The 24,381-nt window shown below is 71.9% G+C and carries 26 protein-coding genes and 1 pseudogene; 16 read left to right on the forward strand and 11 right to left on the reverse strand.

All coding sequences use genetic code 11. From position 1 onward, the window contains the following. The first annotated feature begins 36 nt into the window (after window positions 1-36). The 4 genes from ABZ906_RS33080 (at window position 37) to ABZ906_RS33095 (ending at window position 4,256) form a co-directional block, all read left to right on the forward strand. Complete coding sequence (locus ABZ906_RS33080; protein WP_361389291.1) at window positions 37-864, forward strand: class I SAM-dependent methyltransferase; 828 nt, start codon at window positions 37-39, stop codon at window positions 862-864. Window positions 865-1,112: 248 nt separating this feature from the next. Beyond that, window positions 1,113-1,700 carry an HPP family protein gene (locus ABZ906_RS33085; RefSeq protein ID WP_361389294.1) on the forward strand — a complete coding sequence of 196 codons (588 nt, stop codon included), beginning with the start codon at window positions 1,113-1,115 and terminating at the stop codon, window positions 1,698-1,700. A 139-nt stretch (window positions 1,701-1,839) separates the two neighbouring features. Next, window positions 1,840-2,673 carry an aldo/keto reductase gene (locus ABZ906_RS33090; RefSeq protein WP_361389297.1) on the forward strand — a complete coding sequence of 278 codons (834 nt, stop codon included), beginning with the start codon at window positions 1,840-1,842 and terminating at the stop codon, window positions 2,671-2,673. 191 nt (window positions 2,674-2,864) lie between these two features. Next, the gene (locus ABZ906_RS33095) at window positions 2,865-4,256 is read left to right on the forward strand and encodes an NADP-dependent succinic semialdehyde dehydrogenase (protein ID WP_361183983.1); all 1,392 of its coding nucleotides are present in this window, start codon (window positions 2,865-2,867) and stop codon (window positions 4,254-4,256) included. Window positions 4,257-4,350: 94 nt separating this feature from the next. Here ABZ906_RS33095 and ABZ906_RS33100 read toward each other — a convergent pair whose 3' ends face one another. The 3 genes from ABZ906_RS33100 to ABZ906_RS33110 all read right to left on the reverse strand — a co-directional run bounded on the left by ABZ906_RS33100 (window position 4,351) and on the right by ABZ906_RS33110 (window position 6,868). Continuing rightward, window positions 4,351-4,773: a hypothetical protein gene (locus tag ABZ906_RS33100; protein ID WP_361183986.1), complete on the reverse strand. Its 423-nt coding sequence runs from the start codon at window positions 4,771-4,773 to the stop codon at window positions 4,351-4,353. Between the two features lie 121 nt (window positions 4,774-4,894). Next, the gene (locus tag ABZ906_RS33105) at window positions 4,895-5,860 is read right to left on the reverse strand and encodes an LLM class F420-dependent oxidoreductase (RefSeq protein WP_361183988.1); all 966 of its coding nucleotides are present in this window, start codon (window positions 5,858-5,860) and stop codon (window positions 4,895-4,897) included. Window positions 5,861-5,941: 81 nt separating this feature from the next. Continuing rightward, window positions 5,942-6,868, reverse strand: a complete 927-nt coding sequence (locus ABZ906_RS33110) for a glycoside hydrolase family 16 protein (RefSeq protein WP_361389299.1) — start codon at window positions 6,866-6,868, stop codon at window positions 5,942-5,944. A 232-nt stretch (window positions 6,869-7,100) separates the two neighbouring features. Between ABZ906_RS33110 and ABZ906_RS33115 the strand changes: the two genes are divergently transcribed. Next, window positions 7,101-7,916 (forward strand): SAM-dependent methyltransferase, encoded by an 816-nt coding sequence (locus tag ABZ906_RS33115; RefSeq protein WP_361389302.1) that lies wholly within the window; start codon window positions 7,101-7,103, stop codon window positions 7,914-7,916. Between the two features lie 11 nt (window positions 7,917-7,927). On the opposite strand, the gene ABZ906_RS33120 is transcribed toward ABZ906_RS33115, so the two are convergent. Beyond that, window positions 7,928-8,494, reverse strand: coding sequence for a hypothetical protein (locus ABZ906_RS33120; protein ID WP_361389306.1), 567 nt, complete (start codon window positions 8,492-8,494; stop codon window positions 7,928-7,930). Window positions 8,495-8,616: 122 nt separating this feature from the next. On the opposite strand from ABZ906_RS33120, the gene ABZ906_RS33125 reads away from it, so the two are divergent. After that, entirely contained in the window at window positions 8,617-9,246 is a 630-nt protein-coding gene (locus tag ABZ906_RS33125; RefSeq protein ID WP_361389309.1) for a TetR/AcrR family transcriptional regulator, read from the forward strand. Window positions 9,247-9,265: 19 nt separating this feature from the next. Here ABZ906_RS33125 and ABZ906_RS33130 read toward each other — a convergent pair whose 3' ends face one another. Both ABZ906_RS33130 and ABZ906_RS33135 read right to left on the reverse strand, forming a co-directional pair. Continuing rightward, window positions 9,266-9,715, reverse strand: coding sequence for a hypothetical protein (locus tag ABZ906_RS33130; RefSeq protein ID WP_361389311.1), 450 nt, complete (start codon window positions 9,713-9,715; stop codon window positions 9,266-9,268). A gap of 61 nt (window positions 9,716-9,776) precedes the next feature. Next, complete coding sequence (locus tag ABZ906_RS33135) at window positions 9,777-10,976, reverse strand: histidine kinase (RefSeq protein WP_361389314.1); 1,200 nt, start codon at window positions 10,974-10,976, stop codon at window positions 9,777-9,779. Window positions 10,977-11,020: 44 nt separating this feature from the next. On the opposite strand from ABZ906_RS33135, the pseudogene ABZ906_RS33140 reads away from it, so the two are divergent. From ABZ906_RS33140 to ABZ906_RS33160, 5 genes and pseudogenes are all read left to right on the forward strand, one after another. Then, window positions 11,021-11,491: pseudogene (locus ABZ906_RS33140) on the forward strand (response regulator transcription factor); the annotation flags it as partial. Window positions 11,492-11,506: 15 nt separating this feature from the next. Then, window positions 11,507-12,469 carry an aminoglycoside phosphotransferase family protein gene (locus ABZ906_RS33145; protein ID WP_361389317.1) on the forward strand — a complete coding sequence of 321 codons (963 nt, stop codon included), beginning with the start codon at window positions 11,507-11,509 and terminating at the stop codon, window positions 12,467-12,469. Window positions 12,470-12,707: 238 nt separating this feature from the next. Beyond that, on the forward strand, window positions 12,708-13,241 hold the full coding sequence (locus ABZ906_RS33150; protein WP_361389320.1) for a 2Fe-2S iron-sulfur cluster-binding protein: 534 nt from the start codon (window positions 12,708-12,710) through the stop codon (window positions 13,239-13,241). Then, window positions 13,238-14,224, forward strand: coding sequence for a xanthine dehydrogenase family protein subunit M (locus ABZ906_RS33155; protein ID WP_361389323.1), 987 nt, complete (start codon window positions 13,238-13,240; stop codon window positions 14,222-14,224). The genes ABZ906_RS33150 and ABZ906_RS33155 overlap by 4 nt, the downstream gene beginning before the upstream one ends. Before the next feature lie 60 nt (window positions 14,225-14,284). Continuing rightward, the gene (locus ABZ906_RS33160; RefSeq protein WP_361389326.1) at window positions 14,285-16,381 is read left to right on the forward strand and encodes a xanthine dehydrogenase family protein molybdopterin-binding subunit; all 2,097 of its coding nucleotides are present in this window, start codon (window positions 14,285-14,287) and stop codon (window positions 16,379-16,381) included. A gap of 15 nt (window positions 16,382-16,396) precedes the next feature. Here the strand turns inward: ABZ906_RS33160 and ABZ906_RS33165 are convergent, their stop codons facing one another. Continuing rightward, window positions 16,397-17,425, reverse strand: a complete 1,029-nt coding sequence (locus tag ABZ906_RS33165; RefSeq protein WP_361389329.1) for a PHP domain-containing protein — start codon at window positions 17,423-17,425, stop codon at window positions 16,397-16,399. Between the two features lie 102 nt (window positions 17,426-17,527). Then, on the reverse strand, window positions 17,528-17,707 hold the full coding sequence (locus ABZ906_RS33170) for a hypothetical protein (RefSeq protein ID WP_361184020.1): 180 nt from the start codon (window positions 17,705-17,707) through the stop codon (window positions 17,528-17,530). 252 nt (window positions 17,708-17,959) lie between these two features. On the opposite strand from ABZ906_RS33170, the gene ABZ906_RS33175 reads away from it, so the two are divergent. Both ABZ906_RS33175 and ABZ906_RS33180 read left to right on the forward strand, forming a co-directional pair. Then, complete coding sequence (locus ABZ906_RS33175; protein WP_361389332.1) at window positions 17,960-19,219, forward strand: PP2C family protein-serine/threonine phosphatase; 1,260 nt, start codon at window positions 17,960-17,962, stop codon at window positions 19,217-19,219. Window positions 19,220-19,334: 115 nt separating this feature from the next. Next, window positions 19,335-19,838, forward strand: coding sequence for a DUF5709 domain-containing protein (locus ABZ906_RS33180; protein WP_361184026.1), 504 nt, complete (start codon window positions 19,335-19,337; stop codon window positions 19,836-19,838). A 9-nt stretch (window positions 19,839-19,847) separates the two neighbouring features. On the opposite strand, the gene ABZ906_RS33185 is transcribed toward ABZ906_RS33180, so the two are convergent. Together ABZ906_RS33185 and ABZ906_RS33190 are read right to left on the reverse strand one after the other, a co-directional pair. Then, window positions 19,848-20,420 (reverse strand): GNAT family N-acetyltransferase, encoded by a 573-nt coding sequence (locus ABZ906_RS33185; RefSeq protein WP_361389335.1) that lies wholly within the window; start codon window positions 20,418-20,420, stop codon window positions 19,848-19,850. Continuing rightward, window positions 20,410-21,252, reverse strand: coding sequence for a LysR family transcriptional regulator (locus tag ABZ906_RS33190; protein WP_361389523.1), 843 nt, complete (start codon window positions 21,250-21,252; stop codon window positions 20,410-20,412). The genes ABZ906_RS33185 and ABZ906_RS33190 overlap by 11 nt, the downstream gene beginning before the upstream one ends. A gap of 149 nt (window positions 21,253-21,401) precedes the next feature. Here ABZ906_RS33190 and ABZ906_RS33195 point away from each other — a divergent pair, with 149 nt between their 5' ends. Together ABZ906_RS33195 and ABZ906_RS33200 are read left to right on the forward strand one after the other, a co-directional pair. Beyond that, on the forward strand, window positions 21,402-22,298 hold the full coding sequence (locus ABZ906_RS33195; RefSeq protein ID WP_361389338.1) for an NAD(P)H-binding protein: 897 nt from the start codon (window positions 21,402-21,404) through the stop codon (window positions 22,296-22,298). Window positions 22,299-22,355: 57 nt separating this feature from the next. After that, window positions 22,356-22,799, forward strand: a complete 444-nt coding sequence (locus ABZ906_RS33200; RefSeq protein ID WP_361389341.1) for a hypothetical protein — start codon at window positions 22,356-22,358, stop codon at window positions 22,797-22,799. Here ABZ906_RS33200 and ABZ906_RS33205 read toward each other — a convergent pair whose 3' ends face one another. Further along, window positions 22,800-23,330 carry an HAD domain-containing protein gene (locus ABZ906_RS33205; RefSeq protein ID WP_361389344.1) on the reverse strand — a complete coding sequence of 177 codons (531 nt, stop codon included), beginning with the start codon at window positions 23,328-23,330 and terminating at the stop codon, window positions 22,800-22,802. Window positions 23,331-23,722: 392 nt separating this feature from the next. Between ABZ906_RS33205 and ABZ906_RS33210 the strand changes: the two genes are divergently transcribed. After that, window positions 23,723-24,373, forward strand: a complete 651-nt coding sequence (locus tag ABZ906_RS33210) for a carbonic anhydrase (protein WP_361389347.1) — start codon at window positions 23,723-23,725, stop codon at window positions 24,371-24,373. Window positions 24,374-24,381 lie beyond the last annotated feature (8 nt).

Consider the following 24,381-nt stretch of genomic DNA (forward strand, 5'->3'; position numbering starts at 1 on the left):
GTTGTCGAGTGGGCATGCGCCCACTAAGGTGGGCGCATGCCCACCTTACCGCTAGAGCAACCGGAACAGCCCTCCGCGCGGTCGCACGAGGCCCGGCGGATGGCGGAGTCCTTCGGCATGGACGCGCAACGCTACGACCAGGCCCGACCCGGCTACCCCGGCGCGTTGGTCACGCGGATCGCCGCCGGAAGCCCCGGACCCGACGTGCTCGACGTCGGCTGCGGCACCGGCATCGCCGCACGCCAGTTCCGGGCTGCGGGCTGCGCCGTGCTCGGCGTCGAGCCCGATGCGCGGATGGCCGACTTTGCGCGGGGCCGCGGGCTGCCGGTCGAAGTGGCGGCCTTCGAGGCCTGGCAGCCGAGAGGGCGGACGTTCGACGCGGTCATCGCCGCCCAGTCATGGCACTGGGTGGAACCGTCCGCAGGCGCCGCGAAGGCGGCACAGGTCCTGCGACCCGGGGGGCGCCTTGCGATCTTCGGGCACGCGTACGAGCCGCCGCCCGAGGTGGCCGAACCGTTCGCCGCCGCTTTCCGGCGGGCGGCGCCCGACTCCCCGCTCAGCGGGCAGCCGGCCCGGCGTCCGCTCTCCCTCTACGAGGCTGCGTACGCGAAGTTCGCCGACCAGATCCGGGAGACCGGGCAGTTCGAGGAACCCGAGCAGTGGTGCTTCGACTGGGAGCAGTCCTACACGAGCGCCCAGTGGCTGGACCTGCTGCCCACCACCGGCGGTCTCACCCGACTCCGCCCCGATCAACTGGCCGAGGTCCTTGATGCCGTCGGGAGCGCCATCGACGCGCTGGGAGGCCGCTTCACGATGCAGTACACGACCCTGGCCACGACTGCGGTACGCACCGGCACCCCCTGAGCCGACCGACCCCGACTTCAACAATCTGTTTACTATATCGGGCCTGGTCAGTGCGGCGATCGTCGGGACTGCCCGCAAAACGTCCGATACGGCTTCGTAGGATCTGGGGTGAGTACGCGGACGCCCCGACCCAGGGCCGCCGATGCTGCCGCGCCCCCTGCCAACCGCAGGGGCGGACGCGGCGACTCCTGCCCTTTGTCATCCCGCCGTCCGGGCTCCCGGCCGGCTGAAGTCCGGAACGTCCTTCCTTGAGCACCGACGAAATCATCGAGGCGTCGCCCGCGCCTGCCCACCCGCGTCCCCTCACACCCGATCCGCCCGCCCGCACGCGTCCACGCATCCTGCCCCGCCTCGCGGGCCGGGCCCCCGCCCCGCCGCCCGCGGGCACCGCCCTGCACAACATCAGTGCCGTCACCGCCGTACTGCTGGCCCTGGTCGCCGTCGGCTCCGTCGTCCACGAGCCGGTCCTCATACCCCCGCTGGCGGCGTCCGCCGCGATCGTGCACAGCGTCCCCCGGCTGCCGCTCGCCCAGCCGCGCAGCGTGATCGCGGGGCATCTGCTCTGCGCCGGCGTCGGCTACGCGGTCCTCGCCGCCCTGGGCAGCGCCCCCTGGGCCGCGGCGCTGGCCGCGGGCATCGGCCTGGCCGTGATGACCGCGGCGCGCACCCCGCACTCGCCCGCCTGCGCCACCGCCGTGGTCATCGTCCTGCGCCAGCCCCGGCCCCTCACCTTCGTGCCCCTGCTCGCCGGGGCCGTCCTCGTGGTCGTCCTCGCGGGGTGGGCCGCCTCACGCGCACGTCCCAGCGCACCGCGCTATCCCGCGTACTGGTGGTGATCAGTTGTGATGTCCTTGGCGTGACGGCCGGGGCATGGAACCGGATGAACCCGGGCACCTGCGCTGTCGTGCGGAACGCAGGACACAGGACCTGCGGATACGGAAGTAGCGCATACGGAAGTACGAGAAGGGATACGCGATGGCAGCGGCTCGGACAGTGACGTTCCCCTCCGGAGTGAGCGTGCCCGCCCTGGGCCAGGGCACCTGGCGCATGGGCGACGATCCCTCGCGCCGTGCCGAGGAGATCGCCGCTCTCCGCAAGGGCGTCGACCTGGGCATGACGCTGATCGACACAGCCGAGATGTACGGCAGCGGCGCCTCGGAAGAGCTGGTCGGCGAGGCGATCCGCGGGCACCGTGACGACGTGTTCCTGGTGAGCAAGGTGCTGCCGTCCAACGCCGACGCCCGCGGCACCGTCGAGGCCTGCCACGCGAGCCTGCGCCGCCTGGGCACCGACCGCATCGACCTGTACCTGCTGCACTGGCGGGGCGGTGTGCCGCTCGCCGAGACCGTCGAGGCCCTGGAGGGTCTGGTGAGCAGCGGCAGCATCGGCGCCTGGGGCGTCAGCAATCTCGACGTCGACGACCTGGCCGAACTCCCCCGGGGCGCCCTCCCGCAGACGGACCAGGTGCTCTACAACCTCACCCGCCGCGGCCCCGAGTACGACCTGTTCCCCTGGTGCCGCGAACGTTCGGTGCCGCTGATGGCTTATTCCCCGCTGGAGCAGGGGCGGCTCCTCGGCCATCAGGCCCTTGAGGCGGTGGCGGCGGCGCACGGCAGCAGTCCGCTCCAGGTGGCGCTCGCCTGGGTGCTGCGCCACGACGACGTCATCGCCATTCCCAAGGCATCCACCGCGGCGCACGTGGAGGAGAACCACGCCGCCCTCGGCATCCGCCTCAACGACGAGGACCTCAAAGCGCTGGACGCCGCGTTCCCCGCGCCGGTGCGCAAGGAGCCGCTCGAGATCCTCTGAGGCCGGGGATCCGCTGAGGCCGGAGATCCTTTGGAGCCGGGAATCCGCTGAAGAGCACCGGCCGCGGAAGTGTGCGCTCCGCATGTCCGGGCACTCGGCACGTCACTGCGCATGCTTCCCCCCGCATGTCGCCCTAGGGTGAATCCGGGGGCCCCAACCAAACCGCGCCAGGCGTTCCGAGGAGGAACGGCATGCCCATCGCTACGGTCGATCCCGCCACCGGCGAAACGCTCAAGACCTTCGAGCCGCTGGACGACGCGGAGGTGGAGCGCCGCCTGGCGCTCGCCCACACCGCGTTCGGCCGGCACCGCACCAGCACCTTCAGCGAGCGGGCCAGGCTCCTGAACCGGGCCGCCGACCTCCTGGAGGAGGACAACGCGGCCATCGCCAAGACCATGACCGCGGAGATGGGCAAGCCCGTCAAGGCGGCCAGGGCCGAAGCCGCCAAGTGCGTCAAGGCCATGCGCTGGTACGCCGAGCGGGCCGAGGACCTGCTCGCGGACGAGCACCCCGCGCAGGCCGACGTGGAGGATTCCGGCGCCACCCGGGCGATCGTCCGCTACCGCCCGCTCGGCGTCGTGCTTGCCGTGATGCCGTGGAACTTCCCGCTCTGGCAGGTCGTACGGTTCGCGGCTCCCGCCCTCATGGCGGGCAACGTCGGTCTGCTCAAGCACGCGTCGAACGTGCCCCAGACCGCCCTCTATCTGGAAGACCTCTTCAAGCGCGCCGGTTTCGCGGAAGGCTGCTTCCAGACGCTGCTCGTCGGCTCGGGGGCCGTCGAGGGCATCCTGCGCGACGAGCGGGTGGCCGCGGCGACCCTCACCGGCAGCGAACCGGCGGGACGCTCGGTGGCGTCCACCGCCGGCGACGAAATCAAGAAGACCGTCCTGGAACTGGGCGGCAGCGACCCCTATCTCGTGCTGCCGAGCGCCGACATCGAGCGTGCCGCCGCGACCGCGGTGACCGCCCGGGTGCAGAACAACGGGCAGTCCTGCATCGCCGCCAAGCGCTTCATCGTGCACGCCGACGTCTACGACGCCTTCCGCGAGCGATTCGTCGCGGGCATGCGGGAGTTGACGGTCGGCGACCCGGCGAGCGAGGACACCGACATCGGTCCGCTCTCCACCGAGCAGGGCCGCACCGACCTGGAGGAGCTCGTCGACGACGCGCTCGCCCACGGTGCCACCGCGCTGTGCGGCGGGCAGCGCCCCAAGGAGCAGGAGCGGGGCTGGTACTACTCCCCCACCGTCCTCGCCGACGTCACCCCGCAGATGCGCATCCACAAGGAGGAGGCGTTCGGCCCGGTGGCCACGCTCTATCGCGTCGCGGACCTGGACGAGGCCGTGGCCCTGGCCAACGACACGCCGTTCGGGCTCAGCTCGAACGTCTGGACGCGCGACGACGCGGACGTCGAGCGCTGCGTACAGGATCTTCAGGCGGGCGGTGTCTTCTTCAACGGCATGACCGCCTCGCACCCCGGCCTGCCCTTCGGCGGCGTCAAGCGCTCGGGCTACGGGCGTGAGCTGGCGGGGCACGGCATCCGCGAGTTCTGCAACGCCACGACGGTCTGGTACGGCCCGTAGGTCCGGGTCCGGGTCCGGGTCCGGAACACGGACCCGGACCTACGGGCGGCGGGGCGAGCGGCCGTTCGGTTCAGTGACGCGTTCAGTGGCCCGCTCAGTGGCCGGGGAGCGGCGGCTCCCCGTGCTCGGCGCCCGTCAGACGCAGCTGCGTCTGCACTTCCTGGTCGCCGGATTCGGTGCCGGTGGTCGAGACGACGAAGGCCGATTCGAGGGTGCCGCGCAGCCGGTCCACCGCCACCGGGCTGCCTTGCAGGTCGGCGGTGACCGAACCCGCGAGGAGCACGCCCCGGACGGGGCCCGGGCTCGCGGAGGCGAGGAAGCCGCCGGTCCAGACGGCGGCCCGGGGCTGGTCCGTCCGGTGCGGGGGCTCGTCGCCGCGGTCGGAGGGGAAGTGGGTCCGCAGCACTCCGAATACGGCGTCCGCGTCGGCCGCGGAGCATTCGCCGAGTACCACTTGCACCAGGTCCGGGGAGTCGGACTGCGCGGTGGGGGCAGCCGGGTCGGGTGTGTCGTTCACGCTGTGCTCCAGAGGGTTGCGGGTGCCTGATGTGTGATCACGGGTACCCGATGTGAGGGCAGGTATCTGACGGGGGCGGGCCGGCACCTGCCGGGGTGTCCGGCGGCGGTGCGCGACGGGCTCAGAGCTCGCGCAGGGCGGGCAGCAGCTTCTTCTCGGCCCAGTCGATGAAGGGGCGTTGGTGCTCGCCGCCGACCTGGACGAGGGCGATCTCCGTGAAGCCCGCCTCGGCGTAGGGGCGCACGGCCTCGACGAAGGCGTCCACGTCGTCGCCGCACGGGATCGACTCCGCGACGTCCTCCTCCGTGACGAACTGCGTGGCGCCCGCGAAGCCGGAGGGCCCCGGCAGTTCGGAGTTGACGGGCCAGCCGCCGGCGAACCAGCGGAACTGGTCGTGCGCGCGGGCGATGGCCGCCTCCTTGTCGGTGTCGTAGCAGACGGGCAGCTGGCCGACGCGCGGCTTGCCGTTCCCGCCGTGCCGGTCGAAGGACTCGATCAGTTTGGCCTTGGGCTCGGTGGCGATGACCAGGTCGGCGACGCGCCCGGCGAGCGCGCAGGACCGGCCGCCGGAAACCGCCACTCCAATGGGCGGCGGCTCGTCGGGCAGATCCCACAGGCGGGCGTTGGCCACGTCGAAGTGGGTGCCCTGGTGGTTGACGTTGCCGCCGCCGAACAGCGCGCGGATGATCTCGACGGCTTCCTCGAGCATCTCCAGGCGGACCTGCGGAGAGGGCCAGCCCGCGCCGACCACGTGCTCGTTGAGGCTCTCGCCCGAGCCGAGGCCGAGCCTGAAGCGCCCCTCGGAGAGCAGTTGCATCGTCGCGGCCTTCTGCGCCACCACGGCGGGGTGATAGCGCACCGTCGGGCAGGTCACGTACGTCATGAGCGGGATGCGCGAGGTCGCCTGTGCGGCGGCGCCGAGCACGCTCCACGCGTAGGGCGCGTGCCCCTGTGATTCGAGCCAGGGGAAGTAGTGGTCAGAGGTGACGGAGAAGTCGAACCCGGCGCGCTCCGCCGCGACCAGATCGTCGACGAGAGCACGGGGGCCCGCCTGCTCGGTCATCATCGTATAGCCGATTTGAACCATATTGGTACGGTTTGCCGAACTGCTCCCGCTGAAACATCGGCCACAGCGGGCGCGCAAGGCTGCCGCCCTCGCGCCCCTCGGTCACTCGGGTCCCCTCCCGCTCTGCTTCCAGTCATACGCGTATGCGGCGACCCAGGTGATCTCCAGCTGTGCGCTGCTGCCGGGCGCCGCCCCCGGCCCCTCGAGCGCGCTCTCGTTCTGCAGGACCCAGGACAGGGGCTGGTCGGGAACGCCCCGGGTGTCCTCTCCCGTCTCCTGGCCGTCCACGAAGAAGCGCACGCGTCCGGGGGTCCATTCGGTCGACACCGTGTGCCATTCGGTCCACTCGTCGGCGCCCTCGAACGTGCCCTGTTCGCCGCCGCCGCACGGATGGTGGAAGGCGGTGAGGGAGCCGGCCCAGTTGCCCTCGGGGTGGTCCATCTCGCAGCCGCCGCCGTAGTGCAGCCAGGCCGACTTGTATCCGGGGGCCGGCTTGGTCACCTTGATGCGGGCGCTGTACTTGCCGTACTTCATCTGCATGACGGCACGCGGTACGACCGCCGCGGAGTGGACCGGGCCTCCGTCGTCGGGCCGCCACATCCGGATGCGCATACGGCCGTCGCCGTTCTGCGCAGGGCCGACGCTCACGGTGTCCTCCGGGTGGTAGACGCCTACGACGGCACGGTCCCGGTCGTTGGCCGTGTCACGCCAACCGGTCGGGTAGGCCCACCAGTTGTCGCGGTAGTCGCCTTCCAGTCCGCCGCAGTACGCGGCCGACGTGTCGGCGCGGTGGTCGCAGTCGCTGAAACCGCCGAGCGGCACCCGGTCGCCGTTGAAGTCCTCGGCGACGACCTGCCAGAACGGCCCGCAGTCACCGCGCGGCAGTTCGGTGCCCACGTCGCCGCAGGCGTCGGCCGACTGCGGCGCTCCCCCGGCCCGGGGAATGGAGAGAAGCGCGGCGATCAGTGTGGTGCCGAGCGCCGCGAGCACGACCGGTCTGCGCCGTCTCGCCGCCGCATGTGTTCCCATCGCGATGCCCTTCCTCCCGGTACTCCCGGCCGCACACGCCCCACAGAAGCCGCCGGGCGCCCCGCGCGAAGGGGGTCATCCTCGCGGAGCCCGCATCGCCCCGCCATACCGCCGACGCGGCTTCCGGCCGCGAAACTCGCCGAACACTTGAACTGGTGTACTTATTCGCACGGTTGGGGGCTTAGGTTGTGCGTGAAACAGTTCACGCCTCGGTGAAAGACGGACGCCAACCATGACCGACCCCGCGACGACGCCCGGATCCGCGGCGCAGCAGAACATCGACACATCGGTGCCGCACTCGGCCCGGATCTGGAACTACTGGCTGGGCGGGAAGGACAACTACCCCGTCGACGAGGGGGCCGGCGACGCCTACAGCGCCGTCTTCCCCGGCATCGTCACCATCGCCCGCAGCAGCCGCGCCTTCCTGCGCCGCAACATCACCCATCTGGTCACCGAGGCGGGCATCGACCAGTTCCTGGACATCGGCACCGGCCTGCCGACCGTGGACAACACCCACGAGGTCGCCCAGCGGCTCGATCCCCGGACCAGGATCGTGTACGTCGACCACGACCCGATGGTCCTCGCGCACGCCCGCGCCCTGCTCACGTCCACCCCGGAGGGAGCGACCGCGTACGTCGACGCCGACCTGTCCGACCCCGACCGCATCCTGGCGGCCGCGGCCGAGACGCTCGACCTCACCCGGCCCACCGCCCTGATCCTCAGCAACATCCTGGGCCACGTCGCCGATTACGACCAGGCGCGCGCCATCGTCACCCGCCTGATGGAGGGTCTGCCCTCCGGCAGCTACCTCTCGATCAACGACGGCTCGCGGGGCACCGACACCGACTACGAACAGGCCCAGGACGCCTACAACGAAACCGGCGCCGTCCCGTACTTCCTGCGGCCCGTCGACCAGATCGCCGCGTTCTTCGAGGGCCTGGAGCTTTTGGACCCCGGAGTCGTCTCGGTGCCCTTCTGGCGCCCGGCCCCCGACTCCCCCGCCCCGGAAGCCATCGGCGAACACGGTGGTCTCGCCCGCAAGCCGTGAGATGCGTACGGTCAGCGTCCGGCGGTCCGGTTCAGGCGCAGGGCGGAGACGAGGAAGAAGACTCCGCCGAGGAAGGCGTAGCCGGCCAGGGTGCTCAGTGAGGCGTCGTCCTTGCCTGCCTGCGCGATGAAGGAGGCGCCGGCGAGGGTGGAGATGGCGCCGCTGACGATCATCGGCCACTGGCCTCCCATGCCGCGCCGCAGGACGCCGACGATCAGCTGGACGAGGCCCGCGGTGATGGCCCAGGCGCCCCAGACGCGCAGGACGGCGGGGATGCCGGAGGCCGCCGCGGCGGCCAGGCCCGCGGTGGTGAGGGCGCTGAGCGCGATGTTCGCGTAGAGGCCGCGCACCGGTCCGCCGATCGCGTTGGCGGCCCTGGCGTCGACGACCGCGCACGCCATGTCGAACAGGGGATAGATCACCAGCAGTGTCGCGCTGAGGGCGCCCAGGGTGTCGGCGGACGCGAACAGCAGGCCTGCCCAGGCGGCGGCGAACGCGAAGCGCACCAGGTACAGACGGCGCAGTGCCGTGGAGGCACTTGCGGTGGTGTGCGCGGAGGTGGCGAGGGTGGTGTCCATGGGGACCCTTCCTTAGATGAGGGAGAACGTTCGGTCTTGCGCTCTCGCCCTCATCTAAGGGCGCCGTCTGCGCAGCTGTCAAGACCGAACGTTCTCCCTCATCGACTGGTACGGTGGGCGCCATGAGCGCGCGCACAGAAGGCGGGAGCACGTCCGAGGCTCGATCTCGCCTGCTCGACACGGCGACCCGGATCTTCTACTCCGAGGGCATCCACTCCGTCGGCGTGGACCGGATCATCGCCGAGGCCCAGGTCACCCGTGCCACCCTGTACCGGCACTTCAAGGGCAAGGAGGAGCTGATCCTTGCCTACCTCCAGCAGGCCGACCACGGCATCCGAGCCCAGGTCGCAGCCGCGCTCGCGGAGGACGGGCCCGCGGCCGACAAGGTCCGGGCCGTCGGCCGGTCCATCGCCGGAAGCATCCAGTACTCGGGCTTCCGCGGGTGCGCCTTCCTGAACGCGGTGGCCGAGTATCCCGACCCTGCGCACCCGGTCCACCAGGCCGTGCTGGCGCACCGCCAGTGGTTCCTGGAGACCGTCACGCACTTGCTGGCACAGGCCGGCTGCGAGCCCGCCGACGCGGCGGGACGGCACTTCGTCATGCTCCGGGACGGGGCCATGGCAGCCGGCTGCCTCTTCGACCCGGCGCTGATCTCCGAGACGTTCCTGCACGGCATCGAAGGCGTCCTGTCCGCGCACACGGCCGCGCTGCCCGACCAGCCTGCGTCACCGGCACCAGCACCGCAGGCGTAAGTCTGGCGCCCGGCCCCAGCTACTCGGACCGGCGGCGCACCCCTGACAGGAGGCGCCGCATCCCCACCGCATGGCCGCCCGTTCCGATGACGAGACGCCGGTAGAGGCCGCCGGCCGGGCCGGGAAAGACGGCCCGGCTCTCCGCACGCAGCCGGGAGCGCCCCGGGCCGAGATGCTCGATGCGGAAGATCAGGGCATAGGACGAGAAACGATGGTGCCCCTCGAGAACCAACTCCCGTCCCGGTACCGCGGCAACCACCCCGAACCCGGGCAACGTCGATCCTTCGGCAAGGGGCCGCGGCCCGGACGCCGTACGATCGACGGCTCCCACCAGCCTCGCGTAACGGGCCATACCCGCCTGCGAGAAAGACCGCTCCAGCGTCTCGCTCAGAGCGCGCCAGACGTCGTCGGCTCCCGCCGCGATGACCGTGGCGTGCTCGTCGATGTACGGCAGCGAAGCGATCTGCATCAAAGCCTCCGTGAGGTCTGGTCCCGGTGGGGCGTGCTTCGTTCTCGGGGTGAGTGCTCGATCAGGCCCTCAACGTGTCCTTGGTGACGAGGCGCGATCCCGAGTAGCAGAGGCGGTACACGTCCGCCTGGTCGAGCGGGTTGCTGTTGGAGCGGTAGAAGGCGCAGGCGGCCCCGGGCGGGTGCGGGACCGCGAGTGCCTGGTCGGAGGGGTAGGGGTAGGGCCGCTGCGGCAGGGTGTGCGCGAACTCGCTCCGCTGCTGGCCGATGCGCAGACGCTCGTAGTCGGACGGCGTGAGCACGCAGGTGGACAGTTGGTAGGCCAGCATGGCAGCGGCGGGCACGAAGACAAGTGCCGCCCCGGCGGGTGCGGCGAAGGCTGCCGCGAAACGCAGACGGGCCCGGCGCCGCACGCGGGACAACTGGCGTGCCGACTCCGGTTCGGCGGAGGGCGTTCGGGGCTCGCCGGGCGCCGCCTGCGCGGCTTCGGCCGAAGCGGGGACGGTCCGGGGCATGCCGTGGGGAAGGGTGGCGCTCACCTCGAAGCCGCCTTCGTGAGGTGCGGCCCGCAGCGTTCCGCCGAGGACCGCCACCCGCTCGCGCAGTCCTGTCAGGCCGTGGTGTCCTGACACCAGACCAGGCAAAGGGCCGCCGGGCGGGGGCGAGTTGACGACCCGGATGCGGGTGCGGTCGCCGCCGTGGGTGATGTCGACCCGTACCGCGCTGCCCGGAGCGTGCTTGGTGGCGTTGGTGAGTGCTTCCTGCACGATGCGGTAGGCGCCCCGTTCGACCAGCGGAGGCAACGCCGATGCCTTCCCCTCCTGCGACCACACGACCCGCACGCCGGAGGCGAGCGTACGGCCCAGCAGGTCCTCGATGCTTTCGGTCGAGGACCTGCCCTCTCCGGCTCCGGATGCCGGTGCGTCGCGCAGAATCGTGATCGTTTCCCGCAGCTGGTCAACGGCGTCGACGATCGACGCACGCAACTCCGCGACGTCGTCACGGTCCTGCGCGGTGAGTGTGGGCGACAGCTCAAGGGCACCGGCGCGCAGCGCGCTCAGGCTCAGGACATGGCCCAGCGAATCGTGCATGTCGGCGGCGATGTGCGTGCGTTCCCTGAGCCGTATCTGCTCCGCAGCGATGTGCTGCTGCTCCTCCAGGCTGCGGGCCAGTTGCCAGCCGCCGCGCACCAGTTGGCGGCGCGCTCGCCAGTAGTGGCCGACGAGCCAGGGGACAAGGAGCGCCGAAGGCAGCACCGTCACCGCGTAGAACCACCAGACGGCGCCGACTCCCAGGACGGCGCGTCGGCGAGGACCACTACATCGCGCGTGCTCTCCAGGACGGGGCCAGCGGGTTCCTGCTCAAGGCGGACGATCCCGGGGAGCTGCTGCACGGAGTCCACGTGGTGAGATCCGGGGGCGCCTATCTGTCGCCCAGAGTGGCCGCCCGGGTGATCGCGGGGCTGCGGGCCGACCGCCCGGCGGACAGAGCGGGGCAAGTGGGAGCACATCAGCCGCCCGCCCGCCTGACGCAGCGGGAGCGCGAGGTCCTGGCCGGAGTCGGCGCAGGCCTGTCCAACGCGGAGATAGCCGCGGAGCTGCACCTGGTCGAAGGAACCGTGAAGCCGTACGTCAGCACGCTGCTCGGCAAGCTCGGCGTGCGCAACCGGGTCGAAGCCGCCATCGCCGCCCACGAGGCGGGACTTGCCTCGCGGAGGCCACGCGGCTCGGCACGGCCATCGCCGCCCGAAAAGCCTTCGCGCGTGCCGCCCCGCTGATGATGAGGTGGCGCGGTGAGCAACCACGACGAGGCGACGACCGTACGACCGTTGACCCTGGCCTGGGTGAGCCGGCACCTGGAGGCGGGCGAACAGGTCGTCAGGAGCGAGGCCCTGCACGGCGGCATCACCGCCGAGGTGCGCAGGCTGACCATCGGCTCGCGGGACGGAGGCACCCGTGACCTGGTGCTGCGGAGCTTCGTCGACCCGTTCTACGTCAGACACGCCGAGGACGCCCTGCACCGGGAGGCCGCCGCGCTGATCCTGCTCACGGAGAGCGGTGTGTGGGCTCCCGGCCTGGTCGCGGTTGATCCGACCGCCGCGCACTGCGAGTACCCGTCGCTCCTGATGACCCGTCTGACGGGCCGGACGGTCCTGGACGACGAGGGACTGGAGACCCGCGTCCCGCTCCTGGCCCGCCAACTCGTCGCGATCCATGCGGTGCGCCCCGCCGCGTACCCCCCGGAGTACGTGGCACTGACGACCGCCGACACCGTCGTGACCCCGAAGGGCGCCGACACGGCGGCGTGGTCCGCGGCGATCGACGTGATCCGCAAGCCCGCGCCGTCCTATGAGGGGCGATTCCTGCACCGGGACTTCCAGCCCGGCAACGTGCTGTTCGACGTGCCGCCCGAGCGGCCGGACAGTGCCCGGATCACTGGCGTCGTCGACTGGGCGGTGGTCTCCCGTGGCCCCGCGGATCTCGATGTCGCGCACTGCTCCACCAATCTCGCGCTGCTACACGGCCCGGCGTGGGGTCTGCGGTTCACCGAGGCGTACGAGGAGGCCGGCGGCGTGCTCGCCGCGTCCGCGAGCGAGCGGCTGTACTGGCAGGTGCGGGACGCACTGGCGTCCTCGGAAGAAGTGCAGGTGGTGTCGCAGCCGTGGCGGGAGGCGGGGAGGCTCGAGCTGACGACACGCGCCGTGGAGCAGCGGCTGGACGCCTACGTCACCGCCCTGATGAACACACTGAGCTGAGCCGGGGCCGGTTCAGCGGCAGATTTCCATGATCGCGCCCTCTCAGCCGGGGAACTCGCGCGCGGCGAGGTCGACCACGGCGGCGGCGAGCGCACGGGGAAATTGTCGGTCATCGGGGCCCGCGCAGGCGGGCCGCTGCGCCGGCTGCCCGTGTCCGGCGTGCCGGAATGTGTGTCCTGACTCAGGCTGGTTACGCGGTCACACCGCAGACCACGCTTCGACGAGGGAGCAGAGCGCCATGGGAACCGATGTGTTCCGCTCGGAAGTGCCCCTGACGGTGAACGGCGATCCCTGCCGCCTCACCGTCGACCACCGTTCCACGCTGCTGGACGTCCTGCGCGAACAGATGGGACTCACCGGCGCCAAGAAGGGCTGCGATCACGGCCAGTGCGGTGCCTGCACCGTCCTGGTCGACGGGCGCCGCGCGAACAGCTGCCTGCTGCTCGCCGTCGCCCATGAGGGGTGCGCCATCACCACCGTCGAAGGGCTGCACGCCGAGGACGGCGTGGAGCCGCATCCCGTGCAGCGGTCCTTCCTGGAGCGCGACGCCTTCCAGTGCGGCTACTGCACCCCCGGCCAGATCTGCTCGACGGTCGGCGCCCTGGCGGAAGCCGCCGCGGGCAACGCCTCGCACGTGACGGACCCGGCCGCGGCCACCGGCGCACCCGTGGAGCTGACCAGGGAAGAGATCCGTGAGCGGCTCAGCGGCAACCTCTGCCGCTGCGGCGCCTATCCGCACATCGTCGAGGCCGTCGAGGACGTGACCCGGTGAAGCCCTTCCGCTACGTACGCGCCTACAGCGTCGAAGAGGCGACCGCGGCCCACGCCGGGCGCACGAGCTCCCGCTATCTGGGCGGCGGCACCAACCTCGTCGACCTGATGAAGCTGGGCGTGGAACGCCCCGAACGGCTCATCGACGTCAGCAGGCTGCCGCTGGACAAGGTCGAGGAGCTGCCCGACGGGTCCGTGCGCGCGGGCGCGACGGTGCGCAACAGCGACCTGGCCGCCCACCCGCTGGTGCGCGACCGCTACCCCGTCCTGGCCCAGGCCCTGCTCGCCGGGGCGTCGGGCCAGCTGCGCAACGTGGCCACGACCGGTGGCAATCTCCTCCAGCGCACCCGCTGCCCCTACTTCCAGGACCTGGGCAAGCCCTGCAACAAGCGCGAGCCGGGCACCGGATGCGGCGCACGCGACGGCGTCCACCGCGACCACGCGATCTTCGGCCACTCGCGGCTGTGCATCGCCACGCATCCCTCCGACATGGCCGTCGCACTCGCCGCACTCGATGCCCGGGTGGAGCTGCAGGGCGTACGGGGCGGGCGCACCCTGCCCGTCACCGAGTTCCACCGCCTGCCCGGCGACCGTCCGGACGTGGACACCGAGATCGAACCCGGCGAACTCATCACCGGCGTGCTGCTCCCGCCCTCGACCGCGGGGCTGCCCTCCGCCTACCGCAAGGCCCGCGACCGCGCCTCGTACGCCTTCGCCCTCGCCTCGGTGGCCGTGGTCCTGAACGTCGAGGACTCCGTCGTACGCCAGGTGCGCATCGCGTTCGGCGGCCTGGCCCACCGGCCCTGGCGTGCCCGGCACGCCGAGCGGGCGCTGCTGGACGGCGCGCCGAGCGACGAGGCGTTCCGGCAGGCCATGGACGCCGAGTTCGCCGCGGCCGAACCGCTGCGGGACAACTCGTTCAAGGTGCGCCTCGCCCGCAATCTCGGACGCGACGTCCTGCGGCGCCTCGCCGGCCCGGCCTGAGCCTGACCACAGTCCCCGCCCCTCCCCCGCTACCCGTCCCCCGCTTCCAGGGAGAACCCCATGCCGGACACCGCAAGCGCCGTCGGAGCGCCCGCCGAGCGCAGGGAGGGCCCCCAGAAAGTGGCCGGGGCCGCCCGCTACGCCGCCGAGCACACCCCCGAGGGATGCGCCTACGCCTGGCCGGTGCCCGCCACCATCGCGCGCGGCACGGTCACCGCCATCGACCCGACCGCGGCCCTGGAGGTGCCCGGCGTCGTCGAAGTCCTCACCCACGAGAACGCGCCGCGCCTGGAGAAGCCGGACGACGCCACGCTCGCCGTGCTCCAGGACGCCCGAATCCCGCACCGGGGCTGGTACGTCGCGCTCGTCGTCGCCGAGACCCTGGAAGCGGCACGCGAAGGCGCCGCGGCCGTCCAGATCAGCTACGCGAAGGAACCGCACGACGTCACCCTGAAGGCCGATCACCCCGACGCCTATGTGCCCGAGGACGAGGACGGCACATCGGGCGAGCACACGCGCGGCGAAGCGGAGGACGCCTTCGCCTCCGCGCCCGCCCGCGTCGACGCCTCCTACCGGGTGCCGCCGCTGCACAACCACCCCATGGAGCCGCACGCGGCCACCGCCCACTGGCAGGACGGCCGGCTCACCGCGTACGACAGCAGCCAGGGCGCCACCACCGTCCGCAACGTCCTGGCAGGCCTGTTCGCGCTGCCCAAGGAGCAGGTCACCGTCGTCTCCGAGCACGTCGGCGGCGGCTTCGGCTCCAAGGGCACCCCCCGGCCGCACGTGGTGCTCGCCGCCATGGCCGCCCGCATGACCGAGCGGCCCGTCAAACTCGTCCTGCCGCGGCGCCAGCTGGCGGCGGTGGTGGGCCACCGCTCGCCGACGCTGCACCGGGTGCGTCTGGGCGCCAAGGAGGACGGCACGCTGACCTCCGTGATCCACGAGGTGACCGCGCACACCTCGCGCGTCAAGGAGTTCGTCGAGACGGCCGCCGCGGCCACCCGCGTCATGTATCCCTCGGAGCACGCCCGCACCACCCACCGCGTGGTCCCCCTCGATGTGCCGAGCCCCTCCTGGATGCGTGCCCCCGGCGAGGCGCCCGGCATGTACGCCCTGGAGTCGGCGATGGACGAACTCGCCGTGACCCTGTGCATCGACCCCGTCGAACTGCGGCTGCGCAACGACACCGGCACGGAACCCGACAGCTCCAAGCCGTTCAGCAGCCGCCACCTCGCCGAGTGCCTGCGCGAGGGGGCCCGCCTCTTCGGCTGGTCCGAGCGCGACCCGCGCCCCCGCTCGCGCTCCGAGGGACCCGTACTGGTGGGCAGCGGCGTCGCGTCGGCGACATACCCGGTGGTCGTCGCGCCGTCCAGGGCCGGCGCCCACGCCTACCCCGACGGCAGCTTCGTGGTCCGCGTCAACGCCACCGACATCGGCCAGGGTGCCCGCACCGTGCTCGCCCAGGTCGGCGCCGACGCGCTCGGCGTCCCCCTGGAGTCGGTCCGCACCGAGGTCGGCAGCAGCGACCTGCCCGACGCGTCGCTGGCGGGCGGCTCCTCCGGAACGGCGTCCTGGGGCTGGGCCGTCCACGAGGCCTGTACGCGACTGGCCGCGCGCCTGGCCGGACAGCGGGGACAGGAGCTGCCCCCGGAGGGCGTCGGCGCCACGGCCGACACGAAGGGCCTGGCCGACGCGGACAGCGACTACGCCCGCCACGCCTTCGGCGCCCACTTCGCCGAGGTCGGCGTCGACACCGTCTCCGGCGAGGTACGGGTGCGCCGGCTGCTCGGCGTCTACGCGGCCGGGCGCATCCTCAACGCCCGCACGGCGCGCTCGCAGTTCATCGGCGCGATGACGATGGGCCTGGGGATGGCGCTGACCGAGGGCAGCACGATGGACGCGGCCTTCGGCGACTTCGCGGAGGCCGACCTCGCCGCCTACCACGTACCGGCGCACGCGGACGTACCGGCCATCGAGGCGCACTGGATCAACGAGGACGACGCGCATCTCAACCCCATGGGCAGCAAGGGCATCGGAGAGATCGGCATCGTCGGGACGGCCGCGGCCATCGGCAACGCGGTGCACCACGCGACCGGCAGGCGGCTGCGGGAACTGCCCCTCACACCGGACCGGGTCCTGACCAGCGGCATCTGAACACTCCGGACCCGGTCAGGCCCCGGCAGCGGCGCGGTTCTCCCTCGTCCAGGCCAGCAGCTTCTCGGCCGTCCAGGTCGTCACCACGCGCTCGGCCGGCACCCCGCACTCCTCGGCCCGCGCACACCCGATCACCTGCCAGTCCAGCTGCCCGGGCGCGTGCGCGTCGGTGTCCACGGAGAAGAGCACCCCGGCGTCCACGGCCTTGCGCAAGAGCCTGCGCGGCGGGTCGAGCCGCTCCGGCCTGCTGTTGATCTCCACGGCCGTGCCCGCTGCCGCGCACGCGGCGAAGACCGCGTCCGCGTCGAACTGCGATTCCGGTCTGCCGCGCCCGGTGACGAGCCGGCCCGTGCAGTGCCCGAGCACGTCGGCCCGCGGATCGCTGACGGCGGCGACCATGCGGCGCGTCATGGCGGCTGCGTCCATGCGCAGCTTGGAGTGCACGGAGACGACCACCACGTCGAGCTGGTCGAGCAGCTCGGGCTCCTGGTCGAACGACCCGTCGTCGAGGATGTCGCACTCGATTCCGGTGAGCAGCCGGAAGGGCGCCCAGCGCTCGTTGAGCCCCGCCACCACCGCCAGCTGCTCGCGCAGCCGCTCGGGCGACAGGCCGTTCGCGATGGTCAGCCGCGGCGAGTGGTCGGTGAGCACGGCCCACTCATGGCCGATGTCACGGGCCGCTCGGCCCATCTCCTCGATCGGGCTGCCGCCGTCGGACCAGTCGGAGTGCAGGTGGCAATCGCCCCGCAGCAGCGCCCGCAGTTCGGCGCCGCCCTCGGCGAGCGGTGCGCCGGCCTCGTCCTCCAGCCGCTTCAGATAGCCCGGCACGTCGCCGGCCAGCGCCTCACGGATCACTCCGGCGGTCTTGGGGCCGATGCCCTTGAGCGACTCCAGGGACCCTTCCGCGACGCGCCGCGCGACCTCGCCGTCGTCCAGTTCGCCGACCACCGCGGCCGCGGTGCGAAAGGCCCGCACCCGATAGGTCGGGGCGCGACCGCGCTCCAGCAGAAAAGCGATCCGCTCCAGCGCCTCTACGGGGTCCATCGGCACCTCCGGCCGTCGGCCTGCGACGGCGTACGTGTGCTTCCAGCGTGGCCCATCGAGGGCCGCGGGGCACGCGAGGAGCCAGGAGGTCCGCTGCGGGGCCTAGGCGGACTCGGCGGCCGGTGCGTCCGGAACGGCCGCGATCGGCCCCCTGAAGTCAAGCACCGCCTCGGCTCTCTGCTGGGTCTCCTCGGCGGCCTGGCGTGCTGTCGCGAGGACGTCGCCGTGCTCCTGGACGAGGGTGTCGTAGATCGGCGCCTGAGCGGCGTCATTGGCTGGCATGACCAGCGGCTCCTTGTTCGGCTGACTGTATGGGTCGGTTCGGCCGCAAGCGGCCGGTCCGCGACCTTACGCTGCGCTTGCGGGTCTCTGCGGACCGGGGTCGATCGCTGAGACGGCCGACCGGGTGTACCGCACAGCCCGCGCGTGGACCCGGATTGCGGCGGTTGTACGCGAAATGCGCGGCCCGCGCGCCTGAGGCCGGGCGGGATCCGGGCCCCGATGTGAGACTGCTGATGAGGCGGTGATCACAGAATGTCGAGCCAGCCCGGCGAGACCGGACCCGACGATCCCGGCCAGGGGAGCCCCGGCCGTGGCAGGCCGGGCCCCCGGCAGCCAGGCCCCGGCGAGCGATTGTTCGAACAACTGCTCGCGTCGGCGCACGCGGCGGCGCCGATGGAGCTCCCCGTACTGGCACAGCGGTTCGCCGACGCCGTCGGGCTCGACCGGATCGACGTGTATCTCGTGGACCTCCAGCAGCGGCTGCTCGTGCCGCTGGCCGACGGGCCGCTCCCCCTCGACGTGGACACCACCATCGCCGGTTCGGCCTACCGGGCGCACGCGCTGCGCGTCGAGGAGCTGGTCCAGGGCAGGATCGTCGCCTGGCTGCCGCTGATCGACGGCGCCGAGCGCCTCGGCGTGATCGGCGCCACGGGCCCGGCCATCGATGTCGCGCTGCTGCGGCGCTGTCGCATGCTGGCCTCCGTCCTGGCCATGACGATCACCTCGAAGCGGGCGGCGAGCGACAGTTTCGCGCGCCGGACGCGGTGCGAGACCATGCTGCTGCCCGCCGAGATGCTGCGGGCCTTCCTGCCGCCCCGGACGATCGGCAACTCCCATGTGATCTCCACCGCCGTGCTCGAACCGGCGTACGAGATCGGCGGTGATGCCTTCGACCACTCCCTGACCCCTTCGACGCTGCACGTGGCGATCCTGGACGCCATGGGCCACAACCTCGCCTCGGGTCTGACGACCGCCGTGGCGATGGCCGGCTGCCGCAACGCCCGCCGGGCCGAGGCCGAACTGCCCCAGCTCGTCGACACCATCCAGCACGCGCTGGCCGAGTGGCTTCCCGAGCAGTTCTGCACGGGCATCCTCGCCCAGCTCGACCTGGCCGACGGTGTGCTGCGGTGGTGCAACTGCGGCCATCCGCCGCCCCTGCTGATCCGGGACCACCGCGTCCTCGACCGTGCCCTCGAGCGACCGCCCCAGCCGCCCATGGGCACGCCTGCCGAGCTGGCCGAAGTGAGGTGGCAGGTCCACGAGGAGGCGCTGGAGCCGGGCGACCGGGTGCTGATGTACACCGACGGCGTCACCGAGCTGCGGACCAGGGGCGGCGCGGAGTTCGGCCTGGAGCGCTTCACGGACAGCATCATCCGCGCCACCGCCGCGGGGGAACCGGCGCCGGAGGCATTGCGCCAGCTCATTCACTCCATCCTCGACCGGCAGGACAACCAACTGCGCGACGACGCGACGCTGTTGCTCCTGGAGTGGCGCCCGCCGAACGGCCGGTGACCCGCGCGACCGCCGCCGCGTCCGCCGTTCCGGCATGCCGGAACGTGTGTTCTGGATCAGGGTGGATACACGCCAGGAAACCAGCGACAGTCGCGCATGAAGGAGGAGGAACACCATGGGAGACGACGAGGTCATGGGCGACGAGGTCTACCAGCCCGACACGGAGGACGTCCGCGAGGACGAGGGCATCCTCGACGCGGAGGACACGCTCAGCGACCGTGGGGCGGATCCCTACGACGAGGGCTGGTCGCCTCCCGAGCGACCCCTCGGAGTGGCCCACACCGGCACCACGGCGCAGGAGCAGCACGACGGCGAGAGCCTGAACGAACGCCTCTCCGAGGAGCGGCCGGACCCCGCGCTCGAATTTCCCGGGGCCGCCGACGAGGAGGACGGCATCGGCGACACGACCGACACCGACGGCGAGCCGATCGACGAGGCCGAGGTGGGCGACGCCCGCGCCGGGCGCCTGTTCGCTCCGGACGACGGGGCCAGCGGGGACGCGGAGGAGGACGCCGAACAGGACATGATCGGCGAGGACATGGGCATCGACGGCGGTGCGGCCTCCGCCGAGGAGGCCGCGGTGCACCTCATCGACGAGGACTCCGACGACGCCCGCTGACGGTCCCGGTCAGCGCAGGTCGAGCCGCATCAGGATCCGCGGATGGCCGGCGAGGACGGACGTCGTGTCGGCGGCGTGGGTGAAGCCTGCCCGTTCGAAGTTCTTGCGGATTCCGGCGTAGGCCATCGTCAGGTCGACCCGGGCGTCGCCGTTGTCGAGCGGGTACGCCTCGATGGCCGGTGCCCCGTGGGCGCGGGCGAAGTCGACGGCGCCGGCGATCAGGGCGTGCGAGATGCCCTGCTTGCGGTGGCCGGGGCGTACGCGGATGCACCACAGGGACCAGACCGCCAGATCATCCACGTGCGGGATCTTCCGGTTGCGCGCGAAGGACGTCTGCGCGCGCGGCGCCACGGCCGCCCAGCCCACCGGCTCGTCGCCGTCGTAGGCGAGCACTCCCGGCGGAGGGTCGGCGCGGCACAACCCGGCGACGTACTCCCCGCGGTCCGGGCCGCGGAGCTCGTTGTTGAGCTTGGCGGGGATCCGGTGGCTCAGGCACCAGCAGACGTTGGCGCCGGGCGACTTGGGGCCGACCACGGCACGGACATCCTCGAAGACCGAAGCCGGGCGCACGTCAAGGGGCATGGTCGCGTACTTCCTCGGCCACCGACGCGGCGGCGCGTACCAGGGCCGCGGTGGCCGTCGAACGGGACTGCTGCGGCCAGGCGACGGCAAGGACCGCAGGAGGTGCGTCCGGGACCGGCCGGTAGACGACACCAGGGCGCGGATAGCGGGCGGCGACGGAGGCGGGCAGCAGCGGGACCACGCCTCCGAGGGCGACGTGCATGAGCAGTTGGGCCAGATCGCGGCTCTCGCCGCAGCTGTCGTCGAGGTAGCGGTCCAGGTCGCCGGGGCGCAGGCCCAGGTCGGCGAGGGAGAGTTGGTCGCGGGCGGCGAGCGGGTGGGTGGTGGCGAGGGCCGCGACGCGGGGTTCGGTGGTCAGCGTCTCGGTGTCCAGGCCGGTGCGGTCGAACGGCTCGTGGACCAGGGCCGCGTCCGCCTCGCCCAGGAGCAGCAGGCGCGGCTGTTCGCGCCAGCCGCACAGCCGGACGGTGACCGGCAGGGCCGCCGGCTCTCCCGCGAAGCGCGCCAGGATCGGCTCCAGGAGCCCCGCGTCCCCGTCGGCCTTCACGGCGAGGACCAGCTTGGGGTCGGCGGCGGCGGCGCGCTGGGCGCGTCGCCCGGCGGCCCGCAGAGCGTCCAGGGCGATCCTCGCCTCCGCGAGGAGCACCGTCCCGGCCGGGGTCAGCGCCACGCTGTGGGTGGTGCGCTCGAAGAGGGAGACATCGAGTTCCGCCTCGAGGCGGCGGATCGCGCGGGACAGCGGCGGCGGGGAGATGCCGAGGCGCTCGGCGGCGCGGGCGAAGTTGAGCTCCTCGGCGACGGCGAGGAAGTAGCGCAACGGGCGGGACTCCAGGCTTTCCACCGCGCTCCTGCCTCGCTCGTCGGTCACTGCTCCGGTATTGCCCTGAGGGTAACAAGCGGGAGCGGATCGATCCTTCAGTTGAGGCGCGCGACGCAGCAGGCTCGACGGAGTCCGACCGATGCACTCCCCAGGAGCTCTTCATGATCGTCGTCACCACTCCCACCGGCCAGATCGGCCGACGGGTCCTCGAACTCCTCCTCGACGCGACGGATTCCGGCGCCGGGTCCGGTATCCGGGTGATCGTCCGCGATCCGGCCCGCCTGCCCGAGCGGGTGCGCGCGCGGGTCGAGGTCGTCCGGGGGTCGCACGCCGATCCCGCCGTCCTGAAGGAGGCGTGCGAGGGCGTCGACCGCATGTTCTGGCTGGTGCCGCCGTCCCCTCGGGCCGACAGCGTCGAGGGCCACTTTCGCGATTTCACCGAGCCGTTGCGCGCGGTGGTCGGCGACCAGGGCGTCCGACGGGTCGTGGGGGTCTCCTCGCTGGGCCGCTCGGTGGCGGTCGACGCCGGGCAGATCTCGGCGTCGCTGGCCATGGACGAGGCGATCGCGGGCATGGGGGTGCACTACCGGGCGCTGTGTCCGCCGTTCCTGATGGAGAATCTGCTGGGCCAGGCCGAGTCGATACGGGAGGCAGGCGCGTTCTTCCTCGCGCTGGACCGGGACCGTGTGCTGCGTACCTGCGCGACCGGCGACATCGCCGCCACGGCGGTCCGGTTGCTCCTGGACGACTCCTGGACCGGACAGGAGGACGTTCCTCTGGTCGGACCCGACGACCTCTCCCCCGAGGGCATGGCCCGGGTCATCTCCGAGGTTCTCGACCGTCCGGTCCGCGTGCGGCAGACCAGTTGCGCGGAGTACAAGGCGACGATGCTGCGCTACGGGGCGAGCGAGGCGTGGGCGCAGGGGCTCGCGGACATGACGGAGGCCCTGAACTCCCGGGGGTTCTACGGCGTCGACGCGCCACGGACCCCGCAGTACGCGCCCACCGGTTTCCGCCAGTGGTGCCAGGAGGTGCTCAGGCCCGCGGTGCTGGCCTAGGGGCGCGGCACCGAAAAGGCCATGCTCCGTGCCGAACCGTACCGATAGGTTTGCCCCATGGCCGAACCCACCGGTGGCGCTGACGCCGACTCGACGTTCGTACGGGGCATGGCGGTCTTCTCCGCCGTCATCACCGCCACTCTCTACCTCCTTGGCCTGGTGGCCATCGGGCTGGCCGTCAGCGAGGTCGGGGAGGGCGCGGATTCCACGCCCATGCACCAGTGCCGCTACACGTCCCATCGTCCGGCCGGTGCACAGGTGTTGGAGCACGAAGTGCGATTCCTGCCGTTGCACGTGATGTGCCGTACCACCGACGGGCGGGCCTACACCGCTCCGGTCGTTCCGTCCTGGCTCAACCCCGCGCTGGCGGCGTCCTTCGCGAGCACGGTCGCGTTCACGGCCGGAGCGTTCGTCCAGGCGAACCGGCGGGCGGCGGCACGGCACGAGCGCGGAGACGCGCCGCACGCCCGCCCGGCCGCCGAACGGGCGTCCGATACGTGATCAGCCGCGCCCCTGCCGCATCCGCAGCCAGGCCCCGAGGTCTGCGTAGTCCTCGTCCGTGATGCCCCGCCGGGGATCGATCCGGCACAGCAGGGCCGGCCCTGAGTGATGCGCCTCCACCCAGGCGCCGTCGGTGTCGGTGATCTCGTCGTCCACCCAGGCGAAGGGGCGTCCGGCCGCCCGGCTGACGAGCGGACGGGTCTTCCAGTGGAGTCCGTGCCTCTCGTCCTCGTCGGCCGATTCCGGCCAGTGCACCAGGGGCAGCTCCGGAAGGCCCAGCCAGGGCGCGATGCATTCGTTCGCGTCGGTCATCCAGGTCGTGGCCCACACCAGCTCACAGGGGAGCGCCATGAGGCGGGGCCCGTGGGCCGGATTGATGCGGGTGATCAAGGGATTGGCGTCGCGGACCTGCGGGGTGTGGCCGGATTCGTAGGTCGGATAGCCGCCCGGGAGCTGCTCCCTGGTCGCCCCGAAGGGAATGAGGGGTCCGTCGACGTCGAGGAAGAGAAGGGGCAGCTCAGAACCGATCACGCGTGCACGGTAGCGGCGTCCGGGCGCGCACGGCGGCGGATCGAGCCCGGCGCCCCCTCCCCCGCAGCCGTTCCATGCGTCGCGATTGCAAGTTGGCGTGAACATAACGGCCTCATGGGCTCCACATGATCTCCACATGAACCCTTGCCCAACGGTTGAGCCCTGGACCAACCCCCTGCTCAGGGGCGTTTATTACTCAATCTTTGGCAAATTTTTGCTCTGTCATCAAAGGTTAATGCGATGGCAAAGTGAGAGTCACAGCCGCCGTAAAGGCTGTCTCTGGGGCGACACGGTGCCCGCCGTCCACTCGGCGGCCCGCTCGCCCCACTGTCACCATCGACCCGACCACACCGCGTCCCGGCTCCGACCGGAGACGCAGGAGGCAGGCCAGCATGAAGTCCCTCATCGACAACGCCCGTTCCTTCGCCGCGACACACGTCGCGGACCCCGGGAACGCCGCGGCCTTCCAGGCCCTGGAGGCCGGACAGGCGCCACAGGCCCTCTTCGTCACGTGCTCCGACTCACGTGTCGTACCGGCCCTGATCACCGGCGCACGCCCCGGCGAACTCTTCGAACTCCGTACGGCGGGCAACGTCGTACCGCCCTACCCCACCCGTGACGACACCGACGCCGTCAGCCGCGAGGGCCGTCCCGTGAGCGAGGCGGCCACCATCGAGTACGCGGTGTGCGTGCTCGGCGTCCGCGACATCGTCGTCTGCGGACACTCGCACTGCGGCGCCGTGGGCGCCCTGGTGCGCGGCGAAGACCTGTCGGCCGTCCCGGCCGTGCGCGACTGGCTCGACCACTCCGTCGCCCCGGACGCGGCTCTGCGCTCCCTCGTCCCGTCCTCCCCGGACGTGGCGGAGGCCGTGCAGACACATGTGCTCGCGCAGGTGGAACGGCTGCGCGCGTACCCCTGCGTGCAAGAGCGGATCGCCGACGGCTCGCTCACCCTGCACGCCTGGTACTACGAGGTGCACACCGGCAACGTCACCGCCCAGCAAGCGTCCTTCGACGACCGGCCGGCGTTCGGTCCGTTGTGAGAACCGCC

Origin of the sequence: Streptomyces sp. NPDC046925, assembly GCF_040644915.1 — a bacterium.
GTDB lineage: Bacteria > Actinomycetota > Actinomycetes > Streptomycetales > Streptomycetaceae > Streptomyces.

Bases quoted from the DNA above. Each gene is read 5' to 3' on its own strand.
- ABZ906_RS33090 (WP_361389297.1), top strand. From the start codon at position 1,840: ATGGCAGCGGCTCGGACAGTGACGTTCCCCTCCGGAGTGAGCGTGCCC.
- ABZ906_RS33125 (WP_361389309.1), top strand. From the start codon at position 8,617: ATGAGCGCGCGCACAGAAGGCGGGAGCACGTCCGAGGCTCGATCTCGC.
- ABZ906_RS33150 (WP_361389320.1), top strand. From the start codon at position 12,708: ATGGGAACCGATGTGTTCCGCTCGGAAGTGCCCCTGACGGTGAACGGC.
- ABZ906_RS33130 (WP_361389311.1), bottom strand. From the start codon at position 9,715: ATGCAGATCGCTTCGCTGCCGTACATCGACGAGCACGCCACGGTCATC.
- ABZ906_RS33095 (WP_361183983.1), top strand. From the start codon at position 2,865: ATGCCCATCGCTACGGTCGATCCCGCCACCGGCGAAACGCTCAAGACC.
- ABZ906_RS33160 (WP_361389326.1), top strand. From the start codon at position 14,285: ATGCCGGACACCGCAAGCGCCGTCGGAGCGCCCGCCGAGCGCAGGGAG.
- ABZ906_RS33185 (WP_361389335.1), bottom strand. From the start codon at position 20,420: ATGCCCCTTGACGTGCGCCCGGCTTCGGTCTTCGAGGATGTCCGTGCC.
- ABZ906_RS33180 (WP_361184026.1), top strand. From the start codon at position 19,335: ATGGGAGACGACGAGGTCATGGGCGACGAGGTCTACCAGCCCGACACG.
- ABZ906_RS33170 (WP_361184020.1), bottom strand. From the start codon at position 17,707: ATGCCAGCCAATGACGCCGCTCAGGCGCCGATCTACGACACCCTCGTC.
- ABZ906_RS33110 (WP_361389299.1), bottom strand. From the start codon at position 6,868: ATGGGAACACATGCGGCGGCGAGACGGCGCAGACCGGTCGTGCTCGCG.
- ABZ906_RS33200 (WP_361389341.1), top strand. From the start codon at position 22,356: ATGGCCGAACCCACCGGTGGCGCTGACGCCGACTCGACGTTCGTACGG.
- ABZ906_RS33175 (WP_361389332.1), top strand. From the start codon at position 17,960: ATGTCGAGCCAGCCCGGCGAGACCGGACCCGACGATCCCGGCCAGGGG.
- ABZ906_RS33165 (WP_361389329.1), bottom strand. From the start codon at position 17,425: ATGGACCCCGTAGAGGCGCTGGAGCGGATCGCTTTTCTGCTGGAGCGC.
- ABZ906_RS33105 (WP_361183988.1), bottom strand. From the start codon at position 5,860: ATGGTTCAAATCGGCTATACGATGATGACCGAGCAGGCGGGCCCCCGT.
- ABZ906_RS33210 (WP_361389347.1), top strand. From the start codon at position 23,723: ATGAAGTCCCTCATCGACAACGCCCGTTCCTTCGCCGCGACACACGTC.
- ABZ906_RS33080 (WP_361389291.1), top strand. From the start codon at position 37: ATGCCCACCTTACCGCTAGAGCAACCGGAACAGCCCTCCGCGCGGTCG.
- ABZ906_RS33120 (WP_361389306.1), bottom strand. From the start codon at position 8,494: ATGGACACCACCCTCGCCACCTCCGCGCACACCACCGCAAGTGCCTCC.
- ABZ906_RS33195 (WP_361389338.1), top strand. From the start codon at position 21,402: ATGATCGTCGTCACCACTCCCACCGGCCAGATCGGCCGACGGGTCCTC.
- ABZ906_RS33115 (WP_361389302.1), top strand. From the start codon at position 7,101: ATGACCGACCCCGCGACGACGCCCGGATCCGCGGCGCAGCAGAACATC.